The following is a 21,805-nucleotide window of genomic DNA, read 5'->3' on the forward strand; positions in this document are numbered from 1 at the left end:
CCTGGCACCGCAAGCTGATCGCCAAGAAGTGGGACTACTCCGCCCGCCGCAGGCGTACCGGCCGACCCCCGACTGCGGCCGCGCTCAGGAATCTGGTGCTGCGTTTGGCCGGCGAGGATCCCCGGTGGGGACACCGAAGGATCCAGGGCGAATTGGCCCGGCTGGGCCATCCGATCGCACCGTCCACGGTCTGGGGGATCTTGAACGCCGCGGGCATCGGCCCGGCTCCGCGCCGGTCCGGTCCCAGCTGGCGCGAGTTCCTGACCGCCCAAGCCCAAGGGATCATCGCAGCCGATTTCTTCCCCGTGGACACCATGCTCGGAAAGCGCCTGTACGCCATGGCGTTCCTGGAACACGGCACCCGCCAACTGCACATCACCGGCGTCACTGCCCACCCCACCCGGGCCTGGGCGACGCAACAGGCCCGCAATCTCGCCGACCAACTCGACACGCGCATGGAGTCCCTGCGCTTCGTGTTGCGCGACCGCGACGCCAAGTACGACCAGTCCTTCGATGCCGTCTTCGAAGCCGAGGACACGAACGTGCTGCTCAGCGCGCCACGGGCGCCTCGGATGAACGCACACTGCGAGCGGGTGATCGGCACCGTCCGCCGCGAGGCCCTCGACCACGTCCTACTCATGAACGAGGCCCACGCCCGGCAAGTCCTCGCCGACTTCGAACGGCACTACAACACGCATCGACCTCACCGGGCCCGAGATCAACGGCCCCCTCACGCCTCCGGGCAACCAGCCACCATCCACAACCTCGACGGCCACACACTCCTGCGCACCCGCGTCCTCGGCGGTGCTATCAACGAGTACCGGTACGCCGCTTGACCTGCGGCGACGACTTTTCGAGCCCCACAAGATCTGCGCCGTCGCGGTCTGCTGTTGGTCACCACTGCCGCTTCCCCTACCGGTAGGGAAGACAAGCGAAGCCCCAAAAGGGTACAAATGTGACATGAGTAAGAAATCAGAAAATCTGTATGGAGTGGACGAGTGGGCCGACCGCATCAGGGACGCCTCCTCAGGGTCCGACGATCAGGCTGTTCGCAGAGTCGTCAGTGACATCTACCGTGCCGCCCAGGACGAACTCGACGAGAAGCGGGCTCAGGCTGAGTACGAACGCGAGGAGTAGTCGTCCCAGCTCATTCCGTGTCCGGAGCTGAGCCGGGGGCCTCGAGCCGTGTCCACCCGTGGGATCGGCACAGCGGGCTCGCCTTGAAGGCGGCGGGCCGGCCTGCCGATCTATGTCCGCAGTGCTCACGGCTGCGGCTCCGCCGCCCGAAGTCCTGGGCCGCGCAACCGTGCTGTGACGTCCGGCGCGGGTGGTCCGGCGCTTGTCCGCCGTCGACCGCCGGACCGGCACCGGTCGTGAAGGTGCTGGTCTCGTACACGGTGAGGATGACCCGGCAACGTGGGGCGTGCGCCTTGATGTCCCGCGCGGTCCTCAGCGCCTCCTCGAACTGGGGGCGGACCCGCACTCGGGTGCTAATCTTCTCACGGCAACCCCCACGATCCGCGCATCGACCACGCCTACGAGCGCGGCGTCGCCTGCTTCCGTGACGCCATCGCCCACATCCCCGTCATCCCCCCGTGCAGATCCCGTACGAGGGCACCGTGATGCACGGCTACTTCTACCGGGCGGCGGGCGAGGGCCCGAAGCCGACACTGGTGATGCACAACGGATTCGGCGGCGCCGTCGGCGGACAGGAACGCGGGCTGTTGGCCTGCGAATTTTTCCATGTGGATACCGTATTCTGCCGTACCGCGCGCGACCCTCCCTCCTACGGCGACGGCTTTTCCAGCGGGGCAGGGTGCGGCCGCGGCGTACCAGTCACCCGGTCGTCGGCGCGTCGTCGAGGCTCATGTCGACGTCCTTGGTCTCCGGGCCCAACGCGCCGCCGACAGTGATCAGCACGCCGGCGATGGCGATCAGGAGGGCTGGTGTCAGGTGAGAGGGCACCACCGAGGCCAACTGTCGCTGGTAGAAGACGTAGAACGCCGGGGCGATCAGGGCCAGGCTGTACCCGACGCCGTAGCCGGTGGAACGGATGTCGGCCGGGAACCGCTCGGTCAGGTATGCCGCGATCGGACCGTAGGTGCCGATGGTGAACAGGCCGAGTACGACGCCGTAGCCCAGCGGTGCCCCCAACCCGTGTCCGGACGTCATCATTAGGGCGTAGGAGCCGGCGCCGAACACGGTGACACCGATCCCGTAGCCGATGTAGAAGTTCCTGCGCCCGATCCGATGCGACAGCATCCCGTAGACCGGATAGGAGATCATCGCGACCGCGTTGACCACCAGCATGGTCAGGGTGACCTGCTTGCTGGACAGCATGACGTGGTTCGCCAACTGGTTCGGGGTGGAAGCGGCTTCCATGTTGGTGGCCAGCCACGCGCCGGTCATGAGGATGAAGACCTGCGTCAGCGCCTTGGGGTGGCTGACCAGCAGTCGCACGAACGGCACCTTGTGCTTGGCGCCGGTGTGCTCGGTCGGCGGCTCGTGCACCTGCGTCTGGTAATAGCGGAACAGCCCGGCGGCCAGCAGTGCGCCGATGAAGAAGGGGATCCGCCAGCCCCACTGCAGGTACGCACTGTGCGGACCGGCCGAGGGGATGACCTGCAAGAGCAGCAGGGTCAGCGCCGCGATCACGACATAGGCGCCCGGCGAGGTCGAGGTGATGATCGAGGCGTAGAGGCCGCGCTTGTGCTTGGGGCTCCATTCCATCGCCAGCGGCACCGCGGTCGTGTACTCGCCTCCCAGGAAAATGCCGTCCACGAACCGCAGCGCGATCAGCAGGCCGACCGACCAGGCGCCTAGCGTCGCGTATCCGGGCAGGCAGGCGGTCAGCAAGGTCGTGATGCCGAAGCCGGCGACGGCCACCAGGGTCGTGCGCTTGCGGCCGACGGTGTCGGCGAAGTGGCCGAAGACCATGGCGCCCAGCGGGCGGGCCACCAGGGTTGAGGCGAAGACCAGTGACGAGATCAGCGATGCCGTCGCAGCGCTGATCGACGCCGACTGGAAGTACCCCATGGCGGGGGCCAGCACCACGATCGGCAGGTAGATGTCGAACTGGTCGACGAAATAGGCCAGGGTGCCGCCGCGGATCGCAGCCTTGACCTTGGCCATGTCGGGGCCGTGCGCCGTGCCCGGTACTGGCTCGGTCGCCACTGCAGCGGAGGTGTTCGAATCTCCTCGAGCCGGTCTGACCATCGTTGGTCCTCCGAGGGTAAAGGGTGCGCAGCGAGCGGTACGGTCTACCGAACGCCGTGTTCACCAAGTGAACATAGAGACCATAAGCCGGTGACCCACTATGCACAAGGGTTTGGATGGGTTGCCATCAAATGGGACATGTTCCTGCTCATACACGGGCAAGTGGCATGGCCCGGGGTGCCGTCGGAGTCGATGCGTCAGCCTGCAGTCTTGACATGGATGATTATGGTGAACGTAGGATTCGTATTCCGAACAAGGAGTTGCAGTGATGACGACGTCCAGTCCAGCTCTCGCCAGGGTCCTCGACGGCCTGGTCGACATGCACGTTCACTCCGGCCCGAGCCCGTTCCCCCGCCGGTTCGACCATGTCGAGGCCGCCGAGGACGGCGCTCGCATCAACATGCGGGCCATGGTGGCCAAGTCTCACCACCACAACACGCAGATGGACGTCCTGGCCATGAAAGGACGCCTGGCGCACGTCAAGGCGCAGGTTTTCGGCGGGATCGCCCTGAACAGCACTGTGGGCGGCCTGAACGTCCACGCCGTGCGGATGTGCCTGCGCATGGGGGGGAAGGTCGTGTGGTTCCCGACCATCTCCTCCGGCCGGCACATCGAGTGCCACCCCGAGGACGGGGCCTTCCCCACGACCACCGTGCCGCTGACCCTCGAGCGTATCGACGTCCTCGACGAGTCGGGAAACCTCAAGCAGGCGGCGCACGACATCCTGGACGAGGTCAAGGAGCAGGGAGCCGTCGTCAACGGCGGGCACATGTACCCCGAGTACATCCGTGCCCTGTTCCAGGCAGCGAAGGACAAGGGCATGACCCGCATGGTCATCAGCCACCCGGACTTCGTCATCGGCGCTGAGCCCGAGATGTGCCGCGAGTTCACCGCACTCGGCGCGTTCGTCGAACACGAAGTCGGCATGTACGACCCGGAGGGGACGCAGAAGTGGGATCCCGCCCACCTGATGAAGTGGATCGAGACCATCGGGCCTGAGCACACCGTGCTGGCGTCCGACTTCGGCCAGGCCGTCAACCCCAAGCCGGTCGACGCGTGGCTGCGAGTCGCCGCAGCCCTGCTCGACCTCGGCCTGCCGGAACGAGACCTGCAGCGCGTGGTGCGCGACAACCCGGCCTACTTGCTCAACCTCGACGACTGAGCCTGGAAGGACACGCATGTACGACGACACAGATCCGCGTTCCACCCTCGCCGCCACGGCCCGCCCCCGGCCCGAGTCCGGTGAGGCGATCGCAGCCCCGCAGTATTTCGACTTCCGCGAGCTCTCGGCCGGGTCGGGCCCGTCGGTCGAGGAGCGTACGGCGGTGGTGCGCGGTCAAAACGTCATACTGATCCACACCTTCGCAAGGCCCGGCGACCAGCTGGACAACGGCACCCTCGACAACGAACTGGCCGTAGTCGCCACCGCCGGTTCCCCGGCCTTCGACGTCGTCACCGTCGAAGGCTCGACACGCGTCGAGGGAGCCGGACTCGTGGTCGTGCCCCCCGGCAGTTCGCACATCAGCGTACTGGGCGAGGGACCGCTCGTGCGCCTGGTCGAGGCGGGCGAGACCACCTGGTCGGGCCTCGCGGCCAACGCCGGATCCTACGAGCAGCACCACCCGCGCGTCGCACTGCTGGAGCGCTGGCCCACGCCGCCGGGCGGGAACCGGGTGCGCGTGTACCCGCTGTCCAAGGTGGCCGACGAGCCCGGACGGTTCGGCCGCATCTTCCGCACCCGCTCGTTCATGGTGAACTTCCTACCCGAGAGCAACGGACCGCGCGATCCGAAGAAACTCTCGCCGCACACGCACGACGACTTCGAGCAGTTGTCGCTGGCCGTGCAGGGCGAGTTCTTCCACCACATCCGCACCCCCTGGCTCGGGGACAGCACGGCGTGGCGCGACGACGACCACGTCAGGATCGGCAGCCCGTCGGCGGCAATCATCCCGCCGCCGACCGTCCACACCTCCGAAGCGTACGGCCCGGGCGTCAACCAGCTCGTCGACATCTTCAGTCCGCCGCGAGTCGACTTCTCCGAGAAGCCGGGGTGGGTCCTGAACGCCGACGACTACCCGATGCCATGACCGGCACACAACGCTCAGGCGGCCTGTTCCACGCAGCCCGGGCAGGCGTACCGCTCGGGACATGGCTGAAGATCGCGGCGGCCGAGCCGGTGGAGATCATGGCCTTCGCCGGATTCGACTTCGTCGTGGTCGACATGGAGCACGCCCCACTGGACCTGCAAACGGCCTACCGGCTCATCAACTCCGCCACTGCCCTCGGCATGGTGCCGATCGTGCGAGTGCCGGACAAGACGCCGTCGACCATCCAGAAGATCCTCGACGCCGGGGCACAGGGGATCCTGGTACCGCACGTCGACACGCTTGAACAAGCGGCGTCGGTCGGGCGAGCATGCCGCTTCCCCCCGCACGGCACGCGCGGCGCCGGGGGTACCAGCAGGGCCGGGCTGTGGGGCCTGCGCCCGACACCCGAATACCTGGCCTGCGGCAACGACCACGTCCTGTGCATCCCGCAGCTGGAGAGCGTGGAAGCAATCAGAGCAGCGCCGGACATGCTGGCCCTCGACACCATCGACGCGGTGTTCGTGGGCGCCGCGGATCTCTTCCTGTCGATGGGCTCGACACCGACGTCTCCGGACGTGCTGGAGCTGATCGCCTCGGCCGTCGACGCCGCGCACGCCGTGAACAAGAAGTGCGGGCTGGCATTCGGCGGAGTGCCCGAGCGCGCGGTCCAGGCGGTGCGCGAGGGGTGCGACTTCGTCGTGTTGCACAACGACTGCTCGCTGCTCGCCGAGGCAGCGCAGGCGCTCGTCTCGTCCTTCCGCGGATTCGAGAGCGCGCCCACGAGCTGAACCGGAATCCGCCACGGGACAGTCGTCCCGATCCACGTCGGGGGCCGACCATTCGCGTGTCGGGTAAGCAGCACAGCACGGTACAGCAGCGATGTCCGCGCAGCCCCTGGGCGACGCCCGGGCGGCCGGGAGTGCGCGGACATCGCTGCTGACGGGCGCTGTGGCGGATTCCCGCGGACTTCACCCGCAACCACCTTGCCGCTTGGCGTGCACGTTGCCTTGCCGTCGGCCACCAGGGGGTCCCGCCCCCGAACCACTGAAGGGCCCTACATGAACAAAACTGTGACATCCGCCGCTGCGGCTGTGGCAGATATCGGCGACGGCTCGTCCCTAGCCGTGGGCGGCTTCGGCCTGTGCGGTGTGCCGGAGGTCTTGATCCAGGCGCTGCACGCACAGGGAGCCACCGGCTTGGGGGCGGTCTCCAACAACTGCGGCGTGGACGGGCGCGGCCTGGGCATCCTGCTTGCGGCGGGCCGTATCGCACGCGTCACCGGCTCCTATGTCGGCGAGAACAAAGAGTTCGCCCGCCAGTACCTCTCGGGCGAACTGGAGGTGGAGCTCACTCCGCAGGGGACGCTCGCCGAGCGGTTGCGAGCGGGCGGATGCGGCATCCCGGCGTTCTACACGCCCGCCGGCGTGGGCACCCAGATAGCCGACGGCGGCCTGCCCTGGCGGTACGCCCCCGACGGGAGCGTCGCCCTGGCCTCACCGCCCAAGGAGACCCGCGAGTTCGACGGCCGCCCGTACGTCATGGAGCGCGGCATCGTCACCGACTACGCGCTGGTGAGGGCTGCCCGGGGCGACCACCACGGCAACCTCGTCTTCAACAAGTCGGCCGGCAACTTCAACGCACTCGCCGCCATGGCCGGGCGGATCACCATCGCCGAGGTGGAGGAGCTGGTAGAACCCGGCGTTCTGGAACCCGACGCGGTTGACGTGCCCGGGATCTTCGTCCAACGCGTGGTCCCGCTGACGCCGGATCAGGCCTCCGACAAACAGATCGAGAAGAGGACGGTGCGCGGCTGATGGCCTGGACCAGGAACGAGATGGCCGCGCGCGCCGCGGCCGAGCTCGCCGACGGCGACTACGTCAACCTCGGCATCGGACTGCCGACCCTCATCCCCAACCACTTGCCTCCCCGAGTTCAGGTCGTCCTCCAGTCCGAGAACGGCGTACTCGGCACCGGCCCCTACCCGACCGAGGCCGATGTCGACCCGGACCTGATCAACGCGGGCAAGGAGACGGTGACTGTCCTCCCGGGCGCCTCCTTCTTCGACTCCGCGCTGTCGTTCGGCATGATCCGCGGCGGCCACATCGACGCAGCCGTCCTGGGCGCCATGCAAGTCTCCGCCGCCGGCGACCTTGCCAACTGGATGATCCCCGGCAAGATGGTCAAGGGCATGGGGGGCGCCATGGATCTCGTGCACGGTGCGCGGCGCGTGATCGCTCTGACGGAGCACACCGCAAAGGACGGCAGCCCAAAAATCGTCAAGGAGTGCTCGCTGCCGCTCACCGGCGCGACGTGCGTCCACCGCATCATCACCGATCTGGCCGTCCTCGACGTCACCGACGACGGATTGCTGCTGGTGGAAACCGCGCCGGGCGTCACGCCCGACGACGTCGTCGCCGCAACAGCTGCTCCCTTGCGGGTTGCCGAGGTCGTGCATCCGGGCGCCGGTGACCGCCCTTCCGCTCTGCGGCGCCCCGGCATCCGCCCGGCTACAGGCAGTCCTTCGCCCCCGTAGCCTGTGTCCGGTCCGGGTGCCCTGCGCTACCCCGCAGCAGGGCGACCGAGCCACGACGAACATTTGTCACATTATGAACACGTGATGCGTATCTCGAACACAGTCCGGTCCGCTGCAGGCCTTACTCAAGCCCATGGGCTGGAAGGGGAGAGAAGAATAGGTCCTTGCTGCACATTGCCGTCCCGGCTAAGATGTTCACTTCGTGAACAAGCCCTAGTGGGCGCACCGACGACGAGGAGGACCCAGTAGTGAAGTCGTCGCGCCCCTCCGAACCGCCCAAGGGCGATCAGGCCGACATCCAGGCTGTCAGCCGGGTCAGCCAGATCCTGGCGCTGTTCGAACCGGGCACGCCGGAGCTCTCCACCGGCGAAGTCGCAGACAGGCTCAACCTCAACCGGACGACCGCGTACCGCTACTGCACGTCGCTCGTCGCCGCCGGGCTGCTCGAGCGCAGCAGCGAACCGGGACGGTTCATCCCGGGAGGGCTGCTGCTTCAGCTCGGTGCGTTCGCCATCGGCCGGCGCCGGGTGGTCAACCTGGCCCCGCGGCACCTGCAAGCTCTGTCCCGCTCGACCCAGATGACCGCCGTACTGAGCCTTTGGGGCCTGACGGGCCCAGTAGTGGCCCGGGCCGAGGAGGACACCGCCACCATCGTCGTCGTCTCCGTGCGGGTCGGCAGTCATCTGCCGCTCAATGCCGCACAAAGCAAGGTGTTCGTCGCATACCACAGCGACCAGCTGTCGATGGAACGGCTACTGGCCACGCTGCCGAACACGCCGCGCGAACAGCTCCGGAAGGAGATCGACGCCGTCAGGGCCGCAGGGCACTGCTCGGCATCGAGCACACCCGGTGTGGTCGCCGTGGCAGCCCCGGTATTCGACGAATACGGCATCTGCGCCACAGTGGCAGTGATCGGCACCGACAACACGCTGTCCATATCGGACGACGCGCCAGAACTCCGCCAAGTCGTTGACACGGCCCGCCAACTCACCAACGAACTCGGCGGCTCGTACCTGCCGGACAAGACCCCCCTTACGCGACCTTAGCTCCCGTTGTTGTTCCAAACTTGATCGCTGAGTTTCTGCTGGTGGGAGTGGGTTTGCCTCCAGTGAGGGAGGGATGGGGCGTCGTGTTTCTTCTTGGTCGTGTGGGGGTGTCCGGTGGCGTCGGTGCTGGGTCTGCTGGAAACGAGGGAAGCGTCTGCCCGGGAGCGGGTCGAGCGGTTGCAGGCGGAACTCGATGACGCGGAGGGGAGCCGAAACGGCTGGTCATCGCGCGGGAAATGGTGACCGAAGTGCTGTCCGGGCCGCAGGAGGAGAGCTCGGGCAAAGTGGTGGCCTGTCCGGATGTCGTCCTGGAGACGCCGAAGCGCGGTGCGGTGGCGGGTTCGGTGGTGCCGCATCGGCATGAGCAGCTTCAGGTGGCCGTGCTCGCGCTGGATTATCAGCGGATCATGGCGTCCGGGACGGCTCGGGGCTGGGTGCGGGCCAAGGAGATGGCCCGGATGCTGGGCCTGGAGCTGGTTCCGGCGAAGATCTAGGCGGTGCGCTCGAGGTTGAAGCATCTGTGACATGCCGTCCATGGTTCCGGGCCTGACCCCGGGCGGCATGGCGTAAATGCGCCCGTAGGCCATCGCTGCGCGGTCCCGTCGGAATTGCCTCGGGTCTGCGCCCGTCTCGCCTCGAGGGTCGCCACGGCATGGCCATCGGGAGGATGGCCGGGGAGGAGAGCACCAGGTGGCCCGCGGCGCCGGCGGCCGTGATCCGCTTGCCCGGTCGGCCAGCAGGTCGAACACCGGGATGAGCCCGCAGGTCACCAACAGGGCATCCGCTCGCACGCGAGCTATGGCCGCCGGGCAGGGGCACATCCGAGATGTGGACGTGCAGGGCGCAAGTGCTACCGGGGCTGCGGCGGGAGGGCCTGCTCGGTCCAGACGGTCTTGCCGTTGGGGGTGTAGCGGGTGCCCCAGTTCTGGGCGAGCTGAGCGACGATGAACAGGCCGCGGCCGCCTTCATCGACCGTGCGGGCATGGCGCATGCGCGGTGCGGTAAAACTCGTGTCGTGGACCTCGCAGGTAAGGGTGTGGTGCTTGATGAGGCGCAGGCGCAGGGGTGGGGTGGCGTAGCGGACGGCGTTGGTGACCAGTTCGCTGACGATCACTTCGGTGGCGTAGGCGGTTTCCTCTTCCACACCCCAAGCGGTGAGCTGGCGGCTGGTGTGGGCGCGCGCTGTGGCGGCTGCTGTGGGGTCGTGGTCGAGCTCCCAGGTGGCGACGCGGTCGGGGGGAAAGGTGTGGGTGCGGGCCAGGAGAAGGATGGCGTCGCCGGGGCGGGTGTCGTTCCGTAGCGTGTAGAGCGCGTCATCGCACAGGTCCTGGAGGGGCCGGTCGGGGTGGGACAGCACCTGCTGGAGGGGACCAAGGGTCGCTTGTGGCACAAGAGGGGGAGGGGGCAGGATTGCGGGGGTGTAAAAGGCGAGGATGCTGCCGTCGGCGATTTTGACAGTGGCGGCGGCGAAGGGTGGCCCCTCGACGCTGCCCAGGGGTGGTCCGGTGGGCAGGTCGGGGATCTCGGTGGTGCCGTCGGGGTGAGCGATGACCGGTGGGGGGTGGTCGGCCCGGGCGAAGGTGCACGTGCGGGTGAGCGGGTCGTAGACCGCATACACGCAACTTGCGGTGAGCGCCTGCCGGTGCACGGGGTCAGCGGGTGGCAAAGCGGCGCGTTCTGCTGCGAGGAGCGTTGCCGTGTCGTTGAGGCGTGCCAGCAGCTCGTCGGGTTCCAGGTCCAGCGCGGCCAGGGTGCGGATCGCCGTGCGTAGCTGTCCCATGGTGGTGGCTGTGTGGATGCCCTGCCCGGCGACATCGCCCACGACCAGCGCGGTACGGGCGCTGGGTAGGGCGAACGTGTCGAACCAGCCGCCTGCGCCGGCGTTGCCGGGCACATAGAGGTGGGCGGTTTCGACGGCGGTCTGCGACGAGGGGCATGGGGGCAGCAGGTGACGTTGAATGGTCGCGGCGATGGTGTGCTCGCGGGTGTAGCGGCGGGCATTGTCGACGCACAAGGCGGTGTGGGCGGCCAGGTGGCGGGCAAGGGCGACATCGTGTTCGTCGTACGGGTCGGCCTGTTGGGTGCGGTAGAGGCTCATCAGTCCGAGCACCGTCCCACGCAGGGCCAGGGGCGCGGCGATGAGGGTTTGGGCACCGGATGCGCGAATTGCCTCAGCACGGGCAGGGTCAGCCGTCAGCCAGGGCGTGTCAGGGCCCAGAGCAAGGACTCGGACCTGTAGGTCGGCCAGCGCCTGCCCGTAGGGAGTCGGGGACGGCAAGCTGCGCACGTCGCCCATCGGATGCGCTTGAGCCTGGTGCGCGCCGCCGCTGGTGGTGCGGAAGGCAGCACGGCGTAGTGGCACGTCCCGGCCGAGGGGGCCGGGCGGAGGTTCCTCGCCCCGCACCGCGCTATCCACGATTTCCACCACAGCGATGTCGGCGAAGGCCGGGACCAGGGCTTCCACCAGTTCCTGGCAGGTGTCTACCACGTCGAGAGTCCGCCCCACGCGTTCGCGCACCGCATCGAGGATGCGCGCGCGGGTACGCGCTTTTTCGCGTTCAGTGACGTCGACCCCCGTCACCGCCACGCCCAGGACCGTCCCGTGTGGGTCCTGAAGGGGGAACGCCGAGACCGAGGCCACGTACTCCCCTCCCGACTCGGCCTTCGCGCGCGCACGCAGCAAATGCTCCCGCGCAGGCATGCCGCTCTCCAGCACCCGACGGAAAATCGCTTGGATCTCGCTGGGGGCGGAGAGATCGTACACATCGGTGAGGCGGCGTCCGACGGTCCGTTCAGCGGGCACCCCGCTCGTGGCCCGCGTGGCCTTGTTGGCCCGCACGATCCGCAGTTCCGTATCCAGGACGTACAGGCCTACCGGTGACTGGGTGAAGAGGGCTTCCAGCACCGCGGCCCCCATACCACCCGTGGCAGCCTCAGCCGCCGGTGCCTGGCTGATGGCCCAGACCACTGAGCCGTCCCGGCGCAGCACCGGTCGCACCCGCAGGTCGGCGGTGACCGCGCGGCCGTCCCGGTGGTGCAGCACCGCCGCACCGCAGTCCGGCTCCGCACCGCGGCCGGACCAAGTCCCGGCGTCGGTGACCAGGCTCGTCGCCGGCTGCCCCACCACCTCGGTCGCCGCCCGCCCCAGCAGTTCCTCCGCCTGGCGGCTCCACTGCACCACCACGCCCTTGCCATCCACGACCATCAGCGATTCATCGGGTGCCACGGTGACCACCTCCACTACCCACCCTGCCCTGCCGGGCGTACCTGTGGAGCTGGCTGCCCACGCAGAACCCCCGAACAGCCCAGCCCCCTCACGCCGCTTGCGTCCCGGCGGGCACCGTCGACGAGCCAGGCCAGGATCCCTGGTCCTTCTTCACGGACCAGGACACTGGCCAGGTTATCGATCTTGCGGTCTCGGGGACGACGCGTTCCAAGGGGATCAGGCGCATGCGGCGCCAGAACGCGAAGCCGCCGGTGTCGACCTCGGGATGGTGATTGCCCAGCAGCCACAGTTTGTGGGTGGGCTGGAAGGAGAAGAAGCCAGTGCACGGCCGCGTGCGCTGAGCCGGCCCGCGCCGCGTGTGCGGCCTCTACACACGCCGGGGAAGCGCGGTATGTCAATCCCCTGGTTTTGAAACCGTAGAGGCCTTGCTTCAGATGGATCGGGAGTCCGTGGCGTCGCCAGGTGCGCCGCTTCAGGGGCGTTCGTCGTCGGGGTTCGCGAGCCGGGTCAGGGAGGCGACGACCAGGGCCTGTACGCCGGTGTCCAGTGTGGGCTGGAGGACCGGTGCGAAACGGGCGCTGTGGTTGACCGGAATGTCCTGGGCGACCGTGCCGTGCTGCTCGGCCACCCGGTACGCTTCGGGGTCGATGCAGCCGATGCCCCAGTAGGTGTACGGGATACCGAAGGCGTCCGGGATCCGGCTGAAGTCCTCGCTGGCGCTCTGCAGCTCACTGGTGTGGGCCCGCTCCCCGAAGTACGCGGTGAAGGCGGCGGAGACCTCGCGGGTAAGGGCTTCGTCGTTGATGGTCGGCGGAAAGTGGCTGCCTTCTTCGTAGCCCGGATCCCGGGTCGCGCGGGAGGCGTCGCACTCTGCTTTGACGATGCGCCGTACGGCGGTGAGGATCTCCTTGCGGGTGCCCTCGTCGTAGGTGCGCACATTGAGCTGGATTTCCGCCGACTCCGGGATCACGTTGCCGGTCGTACCGGCCTGGACGGAGCCCACGGTCAGCACTGCGGGCTGGGTGGCGGCGAGCTCCCGGGAGATGATCGTCTGGAGGCGGACCACGATCATCGAGGCCATGACCACGGGGTCGATCGCGGCTTGGGGCTCGGAGCCGTGGGCACCTCTCCCGTAGACGGTGATCTTCAGGTTGTCCGCCGCCGAGAGGAAGGATCCGGAGCGTGTGCCCACATACCCGGCGGGATAAGGCAGCACGTGCTGGGCGCATGCGAGGTCCGGACGGGGGATGCGGTCGGCGAGACCGTCGGCGAGCATTCGGTCGGCACCGTCCCCCGGTTCTTCCGCGGGCTGGAACAGGGCAACGAGTGTGCCCTGCCACGATTGCGGGGAGGCCCGCATCAGCCGGGCCGCGCCCAGCAAACAGGTGACGTGCATGTCGTGGCCGCAGGCGTGTGCCACGGGCACCTGCCGGCCGGCTGCGTCCGTGGCGGCGGCGGTGCTTTCGTAGGGGAGGCCGGTGTCTTCCCGGACCGGCAGGGCGTCCATGTCGGCCCGTAGTAGGACGGTCGGCCCGTCGCCGTTGGCCAGCACGCCGACCACGCCGGTGCCGCCGATGCCCTCGTGCACCCGGTAGCCCCAGCCCGTCAGGCACTCGGCTACCCGGGCCGCGGTCCGGTGCTCCTGGTGTCCCAGCTCAGGATGGGCGTGCAGGTCCTTGTAGAAGTCCTCCAACTCGGAACGGATACCCTCCAGTCCGGCCAGGACACCATCCGCAGGGCCTGTCGTGTTCGTGGATGCTTTGATCACCACAGTTGTCTGCTCCTTGTCCGCGGGCCGGCTGGCCCGTATCCATGTCAGGGGTCCCGGTGTCGGGTGGACCGCGGCCGCCAGTCGCGGCCGTTCGGCAGCATCCAGCCCCAGGTGAGTGCGGCCAGCCGCAGCAGGGTCCCGCCCCCGACGCCGACCAGGATGCCGAGGGTGGGCACGCCGAGCCCACTGCAGACCACCATCACCACGCTGACCAGTGCCGCGATGGTCGCGTACAAGGGGGAACCGCCGAAGACGCGGGGGATGCGGCCCAGCAGCAGGTCTCGAACGACACCGCCGCCGACCGCCGTGATCGTGCCCAGGAGCACGGCCGGCAGCCAGCCCAGGCCGGCGGCGAGGGTCTTCTGCGCCCCGGCGACCGCCCAGACGCTGAGTGCTGCGCCGTCGAGCAGGGTGAACGCCAGGCCGGAGGTGTGGCGGCTCAGGTCGAACACAAAGGCCAGTAAGGTTGCGGCGGTGGCGGTGGCGATGTACGTGTAGTCGGTCAGGGCCACGGGGGTGCCGTGCTGGAGCAGGGTGTCGCGGATGACCCCGCCGCCCAGGCCGGAGACGACGCCGATGACCAGGAAGCCGAACAGGTCCAGATCGCGGTCCCGGGCCAGTACTCCGCCGAGCACGCCGTTGGTGAAGACCCCGCTCAGGTCCAGCGCCCGCGTCACCTCGGCCACCTTCTCCGGTGACAACCAGCCGCTCACGTACCAGCACCTCCCGCCTCCCATACAGCAAACCACGCAGCGTGGTCACCCCCCCGGCGCGCGTGCCTAACTGAGGTTCCCCCACCGTGCGGGAGGTGCTGATCAGCTGGCCAGAGCCGGTGGCGGGGGTTCTGGTTCACCTGATCGGCCGTCGCCTGGTCGGCGTAGAACTTCCTCCCTCCGTAGTCGGTGGGGTACGAACTAGGGCCGGTCATTCCTCGTCGCTGGCGTCCTTGCCGCGCAGGAGCCGCAGGCCGCCGGGCAGGTCGGGGAGCTGGAAGGAGTACCTGCCGAGCTCACGGACGGTCTCATCGAAACACCCGGCGCCCACATCGGCTTTCCCACGGCCGCCCTCGGCCGCCAGCTTGCCGGGGCCGAGTACCGGATGATGGACGAGCTCGCCGGCACGCTCATCCGATACGCAAGACAGTCCGCCCCCACAACGACGACATCGCGATGCTGCCGATACTGAGCACGTGATCGCGGTGCCGCAGGGCGAGGGCCGCGAGATCCAGCGCGTCGGCGAGGGCTCGCAAGGTGGTCACCTCGGCCCGGCGTAGGAGCGCGATCGGCTCGGCAGGGAAAACGATCTGGCTCGTCAGCAACGCCACACCGGAGCCGATCAGCGCGTCGGCAGCCGTTCCGGGCCCGGCTTCGGCGTTCGAGGTGGCGACGGCGAGGATGGCGCTGACTGCCGCCTGTGCGAGCACGATCCGCTCACCACCCAGCAGGAGCGCGATCAGCATGGCCATGAACGTGGCGATCGACAGCGTCCCGTATCCATGATTGCCGAGAACCGTAAGCCAGAGTTCGGCCATCAGGATGCCGATGACGACCCCGAGCAGCAGCCGCACGGCGTTCGCACCCCGCTCGCCCCGTGAGGCGTTGAGCGCGACGAGGGCCGCCACCGGCGCGAAGAGCGGCTCGTGGTGATGCACGAGGTGTCTCGCGATCAGCCACGCCACCGTTGCCGCGCACGTCTGCTGGAGGATCGGCCACAGGCCGTCCCTGACACGCTCCCGGACAGCGGGAACCTCACGCACCCCGGCGCGGAGCCGCCGTCGCACCTCATCGCGCGCATGCACGAGCCGGCGTCAGCTCGATGCCGGTCCGGCCGCGGATTCCTGCCGAACCGGGCCGGCGCCGCGGTCGCCGAGTCGTTCGCCGAAGCCGCCCGCGCCCACGAAGGCTTTGAGGTGGACGTGGCCGACCTCGCCGAGATCGACCTGCCGCTGTTCAACGAGCCGAACCACCCGATGACCGGCAACTACGTCCACGAATGACGACCTGCTTGAGCTGCTGGACCGCCCGCAGGCCGGCCGAAACGCCGCCGTACGACAGGAAACGACTGCCTTGTACGCCCATTCACGGGCTCAGGTAGTCCAGTGCGTTCTTCAGCACGGCGGAGTAGCCGTTGTTGTACTCGGGTGTGACCAGGACGAACGCCTGGGCCTTGGCGACGCGGGCGTTCCCGCATGGTTCCGGTTACCGACGGCGTCTCCGTCCCGTTCGTCGGCCAGCGCCTGGACTGGTCCGGGACGTTCCAGAGCGATGAGATCACGGATGCCGCCGCGAAGAAGGCGCTCGACGAACTGCTTATGGTCGGCACCCCGTTGATCCCCCTGCAGGCCCCCACCCCGACGAACTGAACCGACGGAGGCACCGACCATGTCGAAGAGCACCGCCACTCATGTGGCTCTCCACGAGACGCTCCCTTCCCGGGTACTCGTGGGCCGCGGAGCACGCCACGAGATCCCGGGGGAGATCGAGCGCCTCGGTGCCCGGCGGGTGCTGCTCGTTGCGACCGGGTCCGCCAAGGCCGCGGCCGACGAACTCGCCGGGGTGCTCGGCACCCGCCTGGCGGCACGCTTCAACCGACCGGTCGTGCACACCCTGGTGGCCGTGACGGCCAAGGCGATGGAGGTCGTTGGGGAATCGGCCGCCGACAGCGTGGTGGCGATCGGCGGTGGTTCGGCCGTCGGTCTCGCCAAAGCGCTGTCGGCACGCACCGGAATACCGCAGGTCGCCGTCCCGACCACGTACGCCGGATCCGAGGTGACCCCGGTCCTGGGCGAGACGGACAACGGCGTGAAGACGACGCGCCGCGATCCGGCGATCGCGCCCGGGACTGTGGTGTACGACCCGGAACTGACATTGACGATGCCGGTGGGGCTCACGCTGACCAGTTCCCTAAACGCCCTGGCCCACGCGGTAGAGGCGCTCTGGGCACCCAACGCGACCGCTGCCACCGACGGACTCGCGACCGAGTCGGTCCACGGCATCCTCACCACACTCCCGGCGGTACTCGACGACCCGTCGCAACTGGCGGGTCGCGAACGCATCCAGGAAGCCACCTGGCTCGCCGGCCTCTGCCTGGCCCAGACCCGGATGGGGCTGCACCACCAACTGGCACACGCCCTCGGCGGGACCTTCGACCTGCCACACGCGGAGCTCCACGCACTGCTCCTGGCCCACGTCCTCGCCTTCAACCTCCCCGCCGCCCCGAAGGCTGCCGCCCGCCTCCAGCGGATCACCGGCGGCGACCCGGTAGCGGTCGTCGGCCGGCTCGCCCGCAGCTATAACGGCCCAACCACCCTCGGCGCGCTGGGAGTTCCGCGCGACGACCTGCGCGCCGTCGCCGAGCGGGCCGGTACCGGGTCGGCGCCGGGCCCAGGCGCGGGGCCGGGTGCCGGCGTGGGAATCGGCTGCGGCCCAGGATCCGCCGGTGCTGTCCGCGTTGAGGGGATCACGGCTACGGAAACCGTCGACCCGATCGGTAGGAGCAGCAAGGCGAGGGCTACGGCGGCACCCCACCGGGCGGCTGTGCGCCGTCCGGTGGGCGCGCGGGTCTTCACGCGCCCACGATCGACTTGAGGATTTCGACGATGACCGGTGCGAGGACGGCCAGGCCGTAGCCGTAGCAGGCGTTGCGCAGCGCGGTCTTCGCCTTTTCCACCTCGCCCGGGTCGCCGCCGGCCATCAGGTAGCGCAGGCCCCCGGTGGTCAGGAAGAGGGTGGCGGCTCCGGCCAGGATGCCCATGATCCAGTTACGGCCGTTGGCGATGACTTCCGGCAGCGTGGCCGCCGCCCACGCCGGACCGGCCGTGACCAGCGCCAGGACCAGCAGTACGCAGAGGAACTGCGCTGGGCGCACAAGGTGACGCGCCCGGACACGTGGCGGGCGGGAGCGAGTGACCACGAGGGCACCTCCGAGAACCGGGGCAGGAATGGGCCGCGACCATGACGGTGCGCGGAGAGCAAAGGCGGGCGGCTGAGGTGTCCCGGGTCCGGGCGGCCCCCGGTACAGCGCGGCACCTCCTCCAGGGGACGGGCGCGCGGTGGCGGGGTGGGCTCGGGGTGTCAGCACGAGACGGCGTGCCCGGACCCGGAACACCTCATGAGCGGGTGAGGCACCAGCCGGTTCAGCGGCTGCTGGGACTGGTGCTCTCACTCTTTAAGGAGAATTCGGGCGCCGATTGTGCCATCGCACGCCTTTTTCCCTGGTCAGAAGGCGTGTTGGCGCAGGGCGTTGGCGAGTCGCTGCTCGGCTTGGGCGCGCTTGCGGTACAGCTGACGGGTGCTCATCCCGCTCTGCGCGGCGCAGGCCGGGATGCTTTCGCCGTCCAGGCGGGTGCGGGCGATCAGCTCCGCCTCGCTCTCGTCCAGCACGTTGGCGTTGACCGCCCGCTGCAGTACCGCGTAGGCCTTGGCGGTCCCGGCCTCGGGTAGCGCGCACGGAGCCGGGAGCTCCTCCAGCGGCTCGGCAGCGGCCGCCCAGCGAGCCGACCGCTACCTGGCCGTCACCTCCGCCCACCCCGCCAAGATGCTCCCCGCCATCGCCGCCCACGCCATCGCCCACTACACCCAGCCAGGCGACCTGGTCCTGGACCCCATGTGCGGCACTGGCACCACCCTCGTCGAGGCCGTCCACCTCGGCCGCACCGCCATCGGTATCGAATACGAACCCCAGTGGGCCTACATCGCCGGCGCCAACCTCAAGCACGCCATCCGCCAAGGCGCCCCCGGCACCGGAGAGGTCTACTGCGCTGACGCCCGCGACCTGCTCCGCCTGCTCGCCGAACAGCAGCACGGCCAGGTCGCCCTCATCGTCACCTCCCCGCCGTATGGCTCCTCCGTTCACGGCCAGGTCCGCTCCACCCGCGAAACCGGCCGCCCCAAAGTCGAAAAATTCGACCACCGCTACGGCACCGACCCCACCAACCTCGCCCACGTCGGCACCGACCGCCTCCTCACAGCCTTCACCGACATCCTCACCCAATGCCGCCACGCGCTGCGGCCCGGAGGCACCGTCGTGATCACCACCCGCCCCTGGCGTGAACGCGGCGAACTCATCGACCTGCCCTCCGCCGTCCTCGCCGCCGGTGAGGCCGCCGGCCTCATCCCCACCGAACGCTGCGTCGCTTTGCTGGCCGGCATCCGCGACGGCCGCCTGATCACCCGCCCCTCCTTCTTCCAACTGAAGAACGTCCGCGACGCCCGCGTCCACGGCTTGCCCGTGCACGTCATCGCACACGAGGACACCCTCGTCCTCCAGCGCCCCGGAAGGGACCGCCCGGCCCCGCCGCACACCCGGGCCGGAGACGGGCCCATCCCGGCACAGGCCCGCCCATGAACCATCCGCAGCCGTGGTACCAGGACGACCACGTCACCCTGCTGCTCGGCGACGCTGCCGACATGCTGGCCCAACTCCCTGCGGCCAGCGTCGACTGCGTGGTCGCCTCACCGCCGAACTACCGGGTCCGCGACTACGGCCACCCCGACCAGATCGGCAACGAGCCCACCCCCAGGAGCTACGTCGAGCGGCTGCGCACCGTTTTCCAGCAGGTCCACCGCGTCCTGCGGGACGACGGCACCTGCTGGCTCAACCTCGCCGACACCTACGCCACCGGCTCCGGCGCCCGACGCTGTGTCACCTCCGGCATGCCCGCCCTCCCGGCCAAGAACCTGCTCGGCCTGCCCTGGCGCACCGCTCTCGCCCTCCAGGACGACGGCTGGATCCTGCGCAACGAGATCATCTGGCACAAACCCAACGCCATCCCCGAATCAGCCCGCAACCGCCTCTCCCGCCGCCACGAACACCTCTTCCTCCTGACCAAACAACCCACCTACGCCTTCGAGCTCGACCCGATCCGCCAGCCCTACACCGGCGACCGAACCCTCTCCCGCCGCGCCCACCACACCGCCAACAAACCCAACACCGCACGCGGCACCTGGCCCCACCCCCGGACCTGCCCCGCCCTCTCCGGCCCCAGCCCCCAGCCCGCCCAGCACCAGGACACCGCCGCCCACCCCCACGGCCGCAACCCCGGAACCGTCTGGACGATCGCCACCCGGCCCACCCGCCACGCCCACACCGCCGCCTACCCCATCGACCTCCCCTTGCGATGCATCGCGGCCGGGTCCCGCCCCGGTGCCCTCGTCCTCGACCCCTTCAGTGGATCCGGCACCACCGTGGAGGCCGCCGTCCGTCTCGGCCGTCGCGCGCTCGCCATCGATCTACGCGAGGACTTCCACTGCCTGGCCCTCGCCCGGCTGCGCAGGGCGTCAGGAGCCCTCTGATGGACACGGCCGACCAGCTCCCGGGGGAGCGCGAAGCGGAATACCGCCCGCTTGACTGCGGTGCCGAGATGGAGCGTCCATGGTCGACGCCCGGTGCGACAGCCCCGCCGGCACCACGCCACGCACCGCTGTCCGCCCACCCGAACACGAGGGGAGAACACCATGCACCCGCCCCGGACGGTGCGCCCATGACACGAAATGGAAGCAGCCGGCTGCTGACCGTGGAAGAGGTCGCCGCGTGGCTGCGGGTCAGTGAGGCCACCGTCAGGAACAAGTACCGCGCCTGGGGGCTCACACCCCAGAAGGTCGGACGCCTCCTGCGGTTCCGCGAGCGCGACATCACGAACTACCTGGACGAGCACTACGGGTGAGCCCAGTGCCCCAAATTGAGCAAGGAGATCTGGTGGCCACGGTCTATCAGAGATGCAAGAGCGACAAGCGGAGCGCCAACTTCCCCTGTACCAAGCCCCGGTGCGGGCACCCGTGGACCGTCCGCTACCGCGAGCCCGGCGGACCGGGGGCCAAAGAGCGCCAGCCGAGCTTCGAGCTGAAGTCCCAAGCAGACGCGTTCGCCGCGAAGCTGCGCCACGACCGTTACGAGGGTGTGTTCCTGGACCCCAAACGCGGCGAGATCACCCTGCGTGCCTACGCCGCCGACTGGCTGGAGCGCCAGGTCGTCAGCGAGGGCACCTACCGCAACTACGAAAGCTTCCTGCGCATCCACCTCCTCCCCGCGCTCGGCGGCAAGACCGTCGCGGGCGTGCAGCACAAAGACATCGAAGCCTTCGTCGCCGCCGTCAGCAAGCGGCTCGCGGCCAGCACCGTGTGCGACCGGATGAAACTGGTCACGCACCTCTTCCAAACCGCAGTCGAGGAAAAGCGACGGGCCGACGATCCCACCGAAGGAGTCAAAATGCCCCGAGTCGGGGCGCACGCGATCGACGAGGACAAGATTCCCACCCTCCACGAGGTCGATCTCATCGCGAAGCAGATCTCACCGCAGTACCGGCTGACCATCTACCTGCAGGCCGGGGCGGGGCTGCGCATCAGCGAGACCCTGGCCTTCACCGCCGACTGCCGCCGGCCCGACTTCCTGCGGGTGCGCCGGCAAGTGAGCTCCAAGGCGAACCGCGAGGACTGCCAGACCCGCTTCATCCCCCTCAAGCACCGGGCCGAGGGGGAGTACCGCGACGTTCCCACGCCCGCGTTCCTCGCCGAGGAGATCGAGGCACACCTGCGGGAGTGGGGCACGGTGACGGCGGCGGGCATGGAGGTCCTGTTCGCACCGCGCGATCGGGGCAAGGGCACCATGCCCACCGCGACGACCTACGCCTACCACTTCAGAAAGGCGCTCAAGGCCGCCGGCATCGTCACCCCGACGGGAGTCCGAAGTACACGCCGCACTGCCTGCGTCACTTCTTCGCCTCCACCGCCCTCGCGTCCGGCATCCCGATCCACGAGGTCTCCCGCTGGCTCGGTCACCGATCGATCAAGACCACCGTCGACGTCTACGGCAACCCTCGGGAATTGCATCAGACGGGTGAGAACCCGCAGGTCACGAGGTCAGAGCGCGGTCCGACGGGGTCTCCATCCTCCTACAACTTGGCGGCCTGAGCTGGGAGTTTGGCAATTA

24 protein-coding genes and 3 pseudogenes are annotated in these 21,805 nt (G+C 68.9%); 17 read left to right on the forward strand and 10 right to left on the reverse strand.

Features of this window, described 5'->3' with window-relative positions:
- Positions 1-836 (forward strand): integrase core domain-containing protein (locus FCI23_RS47450; RefSeq protein WP_136730236.1); only part of this gene is annotated, 836 nt, incomplete at its 5' end.
- 124 nt (positions 837-960) lie between these two features.
- Positions 961-1,137 (forward strand): hypothetical protein, encoded by a 177-nt coding sequence (locus tag FCI23_RS57510; RefSeq protein ID WP_169317308.1) that lies wholly within the window; start codon positions 961-963, stop codon positions 1,135-1,137.
- Between the two features lie 398 nt (positions 1,138-1,535).
- Here FCI23_RS57510 and FCI23_RS58840 read toward each other — a convergent pair whose 3' ends face one another.
- Entirely contained in the window at positions 1,536-1,745 is a 210-nt protein-coding gene (locus tag FCI23_RS58840) for a hypothetical protein (protein ID WP_211265790.1), read from the reverse strand.
- A gap of 91 nt (positions 1,746-1,836) precedes the next feature.
- The gene (locus FCI23_RS47465) at positions 1,837-3,174 is read right to left on the reverse strand and encodes an MFS transporter (RefSeq protein ID WP_246144735.1); all 1,338 of its coding nucleotides are present in this window, start codon (positions 3,172-3,174) and stop codon (positions 1,837-1,839) included.
- A 310-nt stretch (positions 3,175-3,484) separates the two neighbouring features.
- Between FCI23_RS47465 and FCI23_RS47470 the strand changes: the two genes are divergently transcribed.
- From FCI23_RS47470 to FCI23_RS47505, 7 genes are all read left to right on the forward strand, one after another.
- Positions 3,485-4,378 (forward strand): DUF6282 family protein, encoded by an 894-nt coding sequence (locus FCI23_RS47470; RefSeq protein ID WP_136730238.1) that lies wholly within the window; start codon positions 3,485-3,487, stop codon positions 4,376-4,378.
- Positions 4,379-4,394: 16 nt separating this feature from the next.
- Positions 4,395-5,303, forward strand: coding sequence for a cupin domain-containing protein (locus FCI23_RS47475; RefSeq protein ID WP_136730239.1), 909 nt, complete (start codon positions 4,395-4,397; stop codon positions 5,301-5,303).
- On the forward strand, positions 5,300-6,091 hold the full coding sequence (locus FCI23_RS47480; protein ID WP_136730240.1) for an HpcH/HpaI aldolase family protein: 792 nt from the start codon (positions 5,300-5,302) through the stop codon (positions 6,089-6,091). Before FCI23_RS47475 ends, FCI23_RS47480 begins: the two co-directional genes overlap by 4 nt.
- Positions 6,092-6,361: 270 nt before the next feature.
- A complete protein-coding gene (locus tag FCI23_RS47485) occupies positions 6,362-7,117 on the forward strand; it encodes a CoA transferase subunit A (RefSeq protein ID WP_136730241.1) in 756 nt (251 codons plus the stop codon).
- Positions 7,117-7,836, forward strand: coding sequence for a 3-oxoacid CoA-transferase subunit B (locus tag FCI23_RS47490; protein WP_136730242.1), 720 nt, complete (start codon positions 7,117-7,119; stop codon positions 7,834-7,836). Before FCI23_RS47485 ends, FCI23_RS47490 begins: the two co-directional genes overlap by 1 nt.
- A gap of 248 nt (positions 7,837-8,084) precedes the next feature.
- Positions 8,085-8,882: an IclR family transcriptional regulator gene (locus FCI23_RS47495; RefSeq protein ID WP_136730243.1), complete on the forward strand. Its 798-nt coding sequence runs from the start codon at positions 8,085-8,087 to the stop codon at positions 8,880-8,882.
- A gap of 236 nt (positions 8,883-9,118) precedes the next feature.
- The gene (locus tag FCI23_RS47505; protein ID WP_136730244.1) at positions 9,119-9,376 is read left to right on the forward strand and encodes a hypothetical protein; all 258 of its coding nucleotides are present in this window, start codon (positions 9,119-9,121) and stop codon (positions 9,374-9,376) included.
- Positions 9,377-9,732: 356 nt separating this feature from the next.
- Here the strand turns inward: FCI23_RS47505 and FCI23_RS47510 are convergent, their stop codons facing one another.
- From FCI23_RS47510 to FCI23_RS47530, 5 genes and pseudogenes are all read right to left on the reverse strand, one after another.
- Positions 9,733-12,108 (reverse strand): SpoIIE family protein phosphatase, encoded by a 2,376-nt coding sequence (locus tag FCI23_RS47510; RefSeq protein WP_322974019.1) that lies wholly within the window; start codon positions 12,106-12,108, stop codon positions 9,733-9,735.
- A gap of 80 nt (positions 12,109-12,188) precedes the next feature.
- Positions 12,189-12,424: pseudogene (locus FCI23_RS61415) on the reverse strand (DNA primase); the annotation flags it as partial.
- Positions 12,425-12,580: 156 nt separating this feature from the next.
- Positions 12,581-13,876, reverse strand: coding sequence for an amidohydrolase (locus FCI23_RS47520; RefSeq protein WP_246144736.1), 1,296 nt, complete (start codon positions 13,874-13,876; stop codon positions 12,581-12,583).
- A gap of 47 nt (positions 13,877-13,923) precedes the next feature.
- Positions 13,924-14,592, reverse strand: a complete 669-nt coding sequence (locus FCI23_RS47525) for a trimeric intracellular cation channel family protein (protein ID WP_246144737.1) — start codon at positions 14,590-14,592, stop codon at positions 13,924-13,926.
- Between the two features lie 410 nt (positions 14,593-15,002).
- On the reverse strand, positions 15,003-15,677 hold the full coding sequence (locus tag FCI23_RS47530) for an FUSC family protein (protein ID WP_136730246.1): 675 nt from the start codon (positions 15,675-15,677) through the stop codon (positions 15,003-15,005).
- Between FCI23_RS47530 and FCI23_RS47535 the strand changes: the two genes are divergently transcribed.
- On the forward strand, positions 15,672-15,875 hold the full coding sequence (locus tag FCI23_RS47535; protein ID WP_211265791.1) for an NADPH-dependent FMN reductase family protein: 204 nt from the start codon (positions 15,672-15,674) through the stop codon (positions 15,873-15,875). The two genes, FCI23_RS47530 and FCI23_RS47535, sit on opposite strands and share 6 nt — an antisense overlap.
- Before the next feature lie 82 nt (positions 15,876-15,957).
- Here the strand turns inward: FCI23_RS47535 and FCI23_RS61420 are convergent.
- Positions 15,958-16,047 (reverse strand): annotated as a pseudogene (locus FCI23_RS61420) (NADPH-dependent FMN reductase); the annotation flags it as partial.
- Positions 16,048-16,067: 20 nt separating this feature from the next.
- On the opposite strand from FCI23_RS61420, the gene FCI23_RS47545 reads away from it, so the two are divergent.
- A complete protein-coding gene (locus FCI23_RS47545) occupies positions 16,068-16,241 on the forward strand; it encodes a hypothetical protein (protein WP_211265792.1) in 174 nt (57 codons plus the stop codon).
- Between the two features lie 19 nt (positions 16,242-16,260).
- A complete protein-coding gene (locus tag FCI23_RS47550; protein WP_246144738.1) occupies positions 16,261-17,466 on the forward strand; it encodes a maleylacetate reductase in 1,206 nt (401 codons plus the stop codon).
- Here the strand turns inward: FCI23_RS47550 and FCI23_RS47560 are convergent.
- Both FCI23_RS47560 and FCI23_RS57515 read right to left on the reverse strand, forming a co-directional pair.
- Positions 17,444-17,791 (reverse strand): pilin, encoded by a 348-nt coding sequence (locus FCI23_RS47560; RefSeq protein WP_136730247.1) that lies wholly within the window; start codon positions 17,789-17,791, stop codon positions 17,444-17,446. The two genes, FCI23_RS47550 and FCI23_RS47560, sit on opposite strands and share 23 nt — an antisense overlap.
- Positions 17,792-18,096: 305 nt before the next feature.
- Positions 18,097-18,261, reverse strand: a complete 165-nt coding sequence (locus FCI23_RS57515) for a hypothetical protein (protein WP_169317309.1) — start codon at positions 18,259-18,261, stop codon at positions 18,097-18,099.
- A gap of 37 nt (positions 18,262-18,298) precedes the next feature.
- Here FCI23_RS57515 and FCI23_RS47565 point away from each other — a divergent pair, with 37 nt between their 5' ends.
- The 5 genes and pseudogenes from FCI23_RS47565 (at position 18,299) to FCI23_RS61430 (ending at position 21,786) form a co-directional block, all read left to right on the forward strand.
- On the forward strand, positions 18,299-19,225 hold the full coding sequence (locus FCI23_RS47565) for a TRM11 family SAM-dependent methyltransferase (RefSeq protein ID WP_246144739.1): 927 nt from the start codon (positions 18,299-18,301) through the stop codon (positions 19,223-19,225).
- On the forward strand, positions 19,222-20,172 hold the full coding sequence (locus tag FCI23_RS47570) for a DNA-methyltransferase (RefSeq protein WP_136730248.1): 951 nt from the start codon (positions 19,222-19,224) through the stop codon (positions 20,170-20,172). The genes FCI23_RS47565 and FCI23_RS47570 overlap by 4 nt, the downstream gene beginning before the upstream one ends.
- 188 nt (positions 20,173-20,360) lie before the next feature.
- Positions 20,361-20,543 carry a helix-turn-helix domain-containing protein gene (locus FCI23_RS47575; protein ID WP_136730249.1) on the forward strand — a complete coding sequence of 61 codons (183 nt, stop codon included), beginning with the start codon at positions 20,361-20,363 and terminating at the stop codon, positions 20,541-20,543.
- A 233-nt stretch (positions 20,544-20,776) separates the two neighbouring features.
- Positions 20,777-21,022: pseudogene (locus tag FCI23_RS64340) on the forward strand (tyrosine-type recombinase/integrase); the annotation flags it as partial.
- A gap of 392 nt (positions 21,023-21,414) precedes the next feature.
- Positions 21,415-21,786: a tyrosine-type recombinase/integrase gene (locus tag FCI23_RS61430; protein WP_246144742.1), complete on the forward strand. Its 372-nt coding sequence runs from the start codon at positions 21,415-21,417 to the stop codon at positions 21,784-21,786.
- The last annotated feature ends 19 nt before the right edge of the window (positions 21,787-21,805 follow it).

This window comes from Actinacidiphila oryziradicis (genome assembly GCF_005047355.1).
Lineage (GTDB): Bacteria > Actinomycetota > Actinomycetes > Streptomycetales > Streptomycetaceae > Actinacidiphila > Actinacidiphila oryziradicis.

Coding starts and splice junctions, on each gene's coding strand:
- FCI23_RS57510 (WP_169317308.1), top strand. CDS start 961: ATGAGTAAGAAATCAGAAAATCTGTATGGAGTGGACGAGTGGGCCGAC.
- FCI23_RS47535 (WP_211265791.1), top strand. CDS start 15,672: ATGCACGAGCCGGCGTCAGCTCGATGCCGGTCCGGCCGCGGATTCCTG.
- FCI23_RS47490 (WP_136730242.1), top strand. CDS start 7,117: ATGGCCTGGACCAGGAACGAGATGGCCGCGCGCGCCGCGGCCGAGCTC.
- FCI23_RS47475 (WP_136730239.1), top strand. CDS start 4,395: ATGTACGACGACACAGATCCGCGTTCCACCCTCGCCGCCACGGCCCGC.
- FCI23_RS58840 (WP_211265790.1), bottom strand. CDS start 1,745: ATGGAAAAATTCGCAGGCCAACAGCCCGCGTTCCTGTCCGCCGACGGC.
- FCI23_RS47550 (WP_246144738.1), top strand. CDS start 16,261: ATGTCGAAGAGCACCGCCACTCATGTGGCTCTCCACGAGACGCTCCCT.
- FCI23_RS47485 (WP_136730241.1), top strand. CDS start 6,362: ATGAACAAAACTGTGACATCCGCCGCTGCGGCTGTGGCAGATATCGGC.
- FCI23_RS47470 (WP_136730238.1), top strand. CDS start 3,485: ATGACGACGTCCAGTCCAGCTCTCGCCAGGGTCCTCGACGGCCTGGTC.
- FCI23_RS47505 (WP_136730244.1), top strand. CDS start 9,119: ATGGTGACCGAAGTGCTGTCCGGGCCGCAGGAGGAGAGCTCGGGCAAA.
- FCI23_RS47480 (WP_136730240.1), top strand. CDS start 5,300: ATGACCGGCACACAACGCTCAGGCGGCCTGTTCCACGCAGCCCGGGCA.
- FCI23_RS47575 (WP_136730249.1), top strand. CDS start 20,361: ATGACACGAAATGGAAGCAGCCGGCTGCTGACCGTGGAAGAGGTCGCC.
- FCI23_RS47545 (WP_211265792.1), top strand. CDS start 16,068: ATGGTTCCGGTTACCGACGGCGTCTCCGTCCCGTTCGTCGGCCAGCGC.
- FCI23_RS47570 (WP_136730248.1), top strand. CDS start 19,222: ATGAACCATCCGCAGCCGTGGTACCAGGACGACCACGTCACCCTGCTG.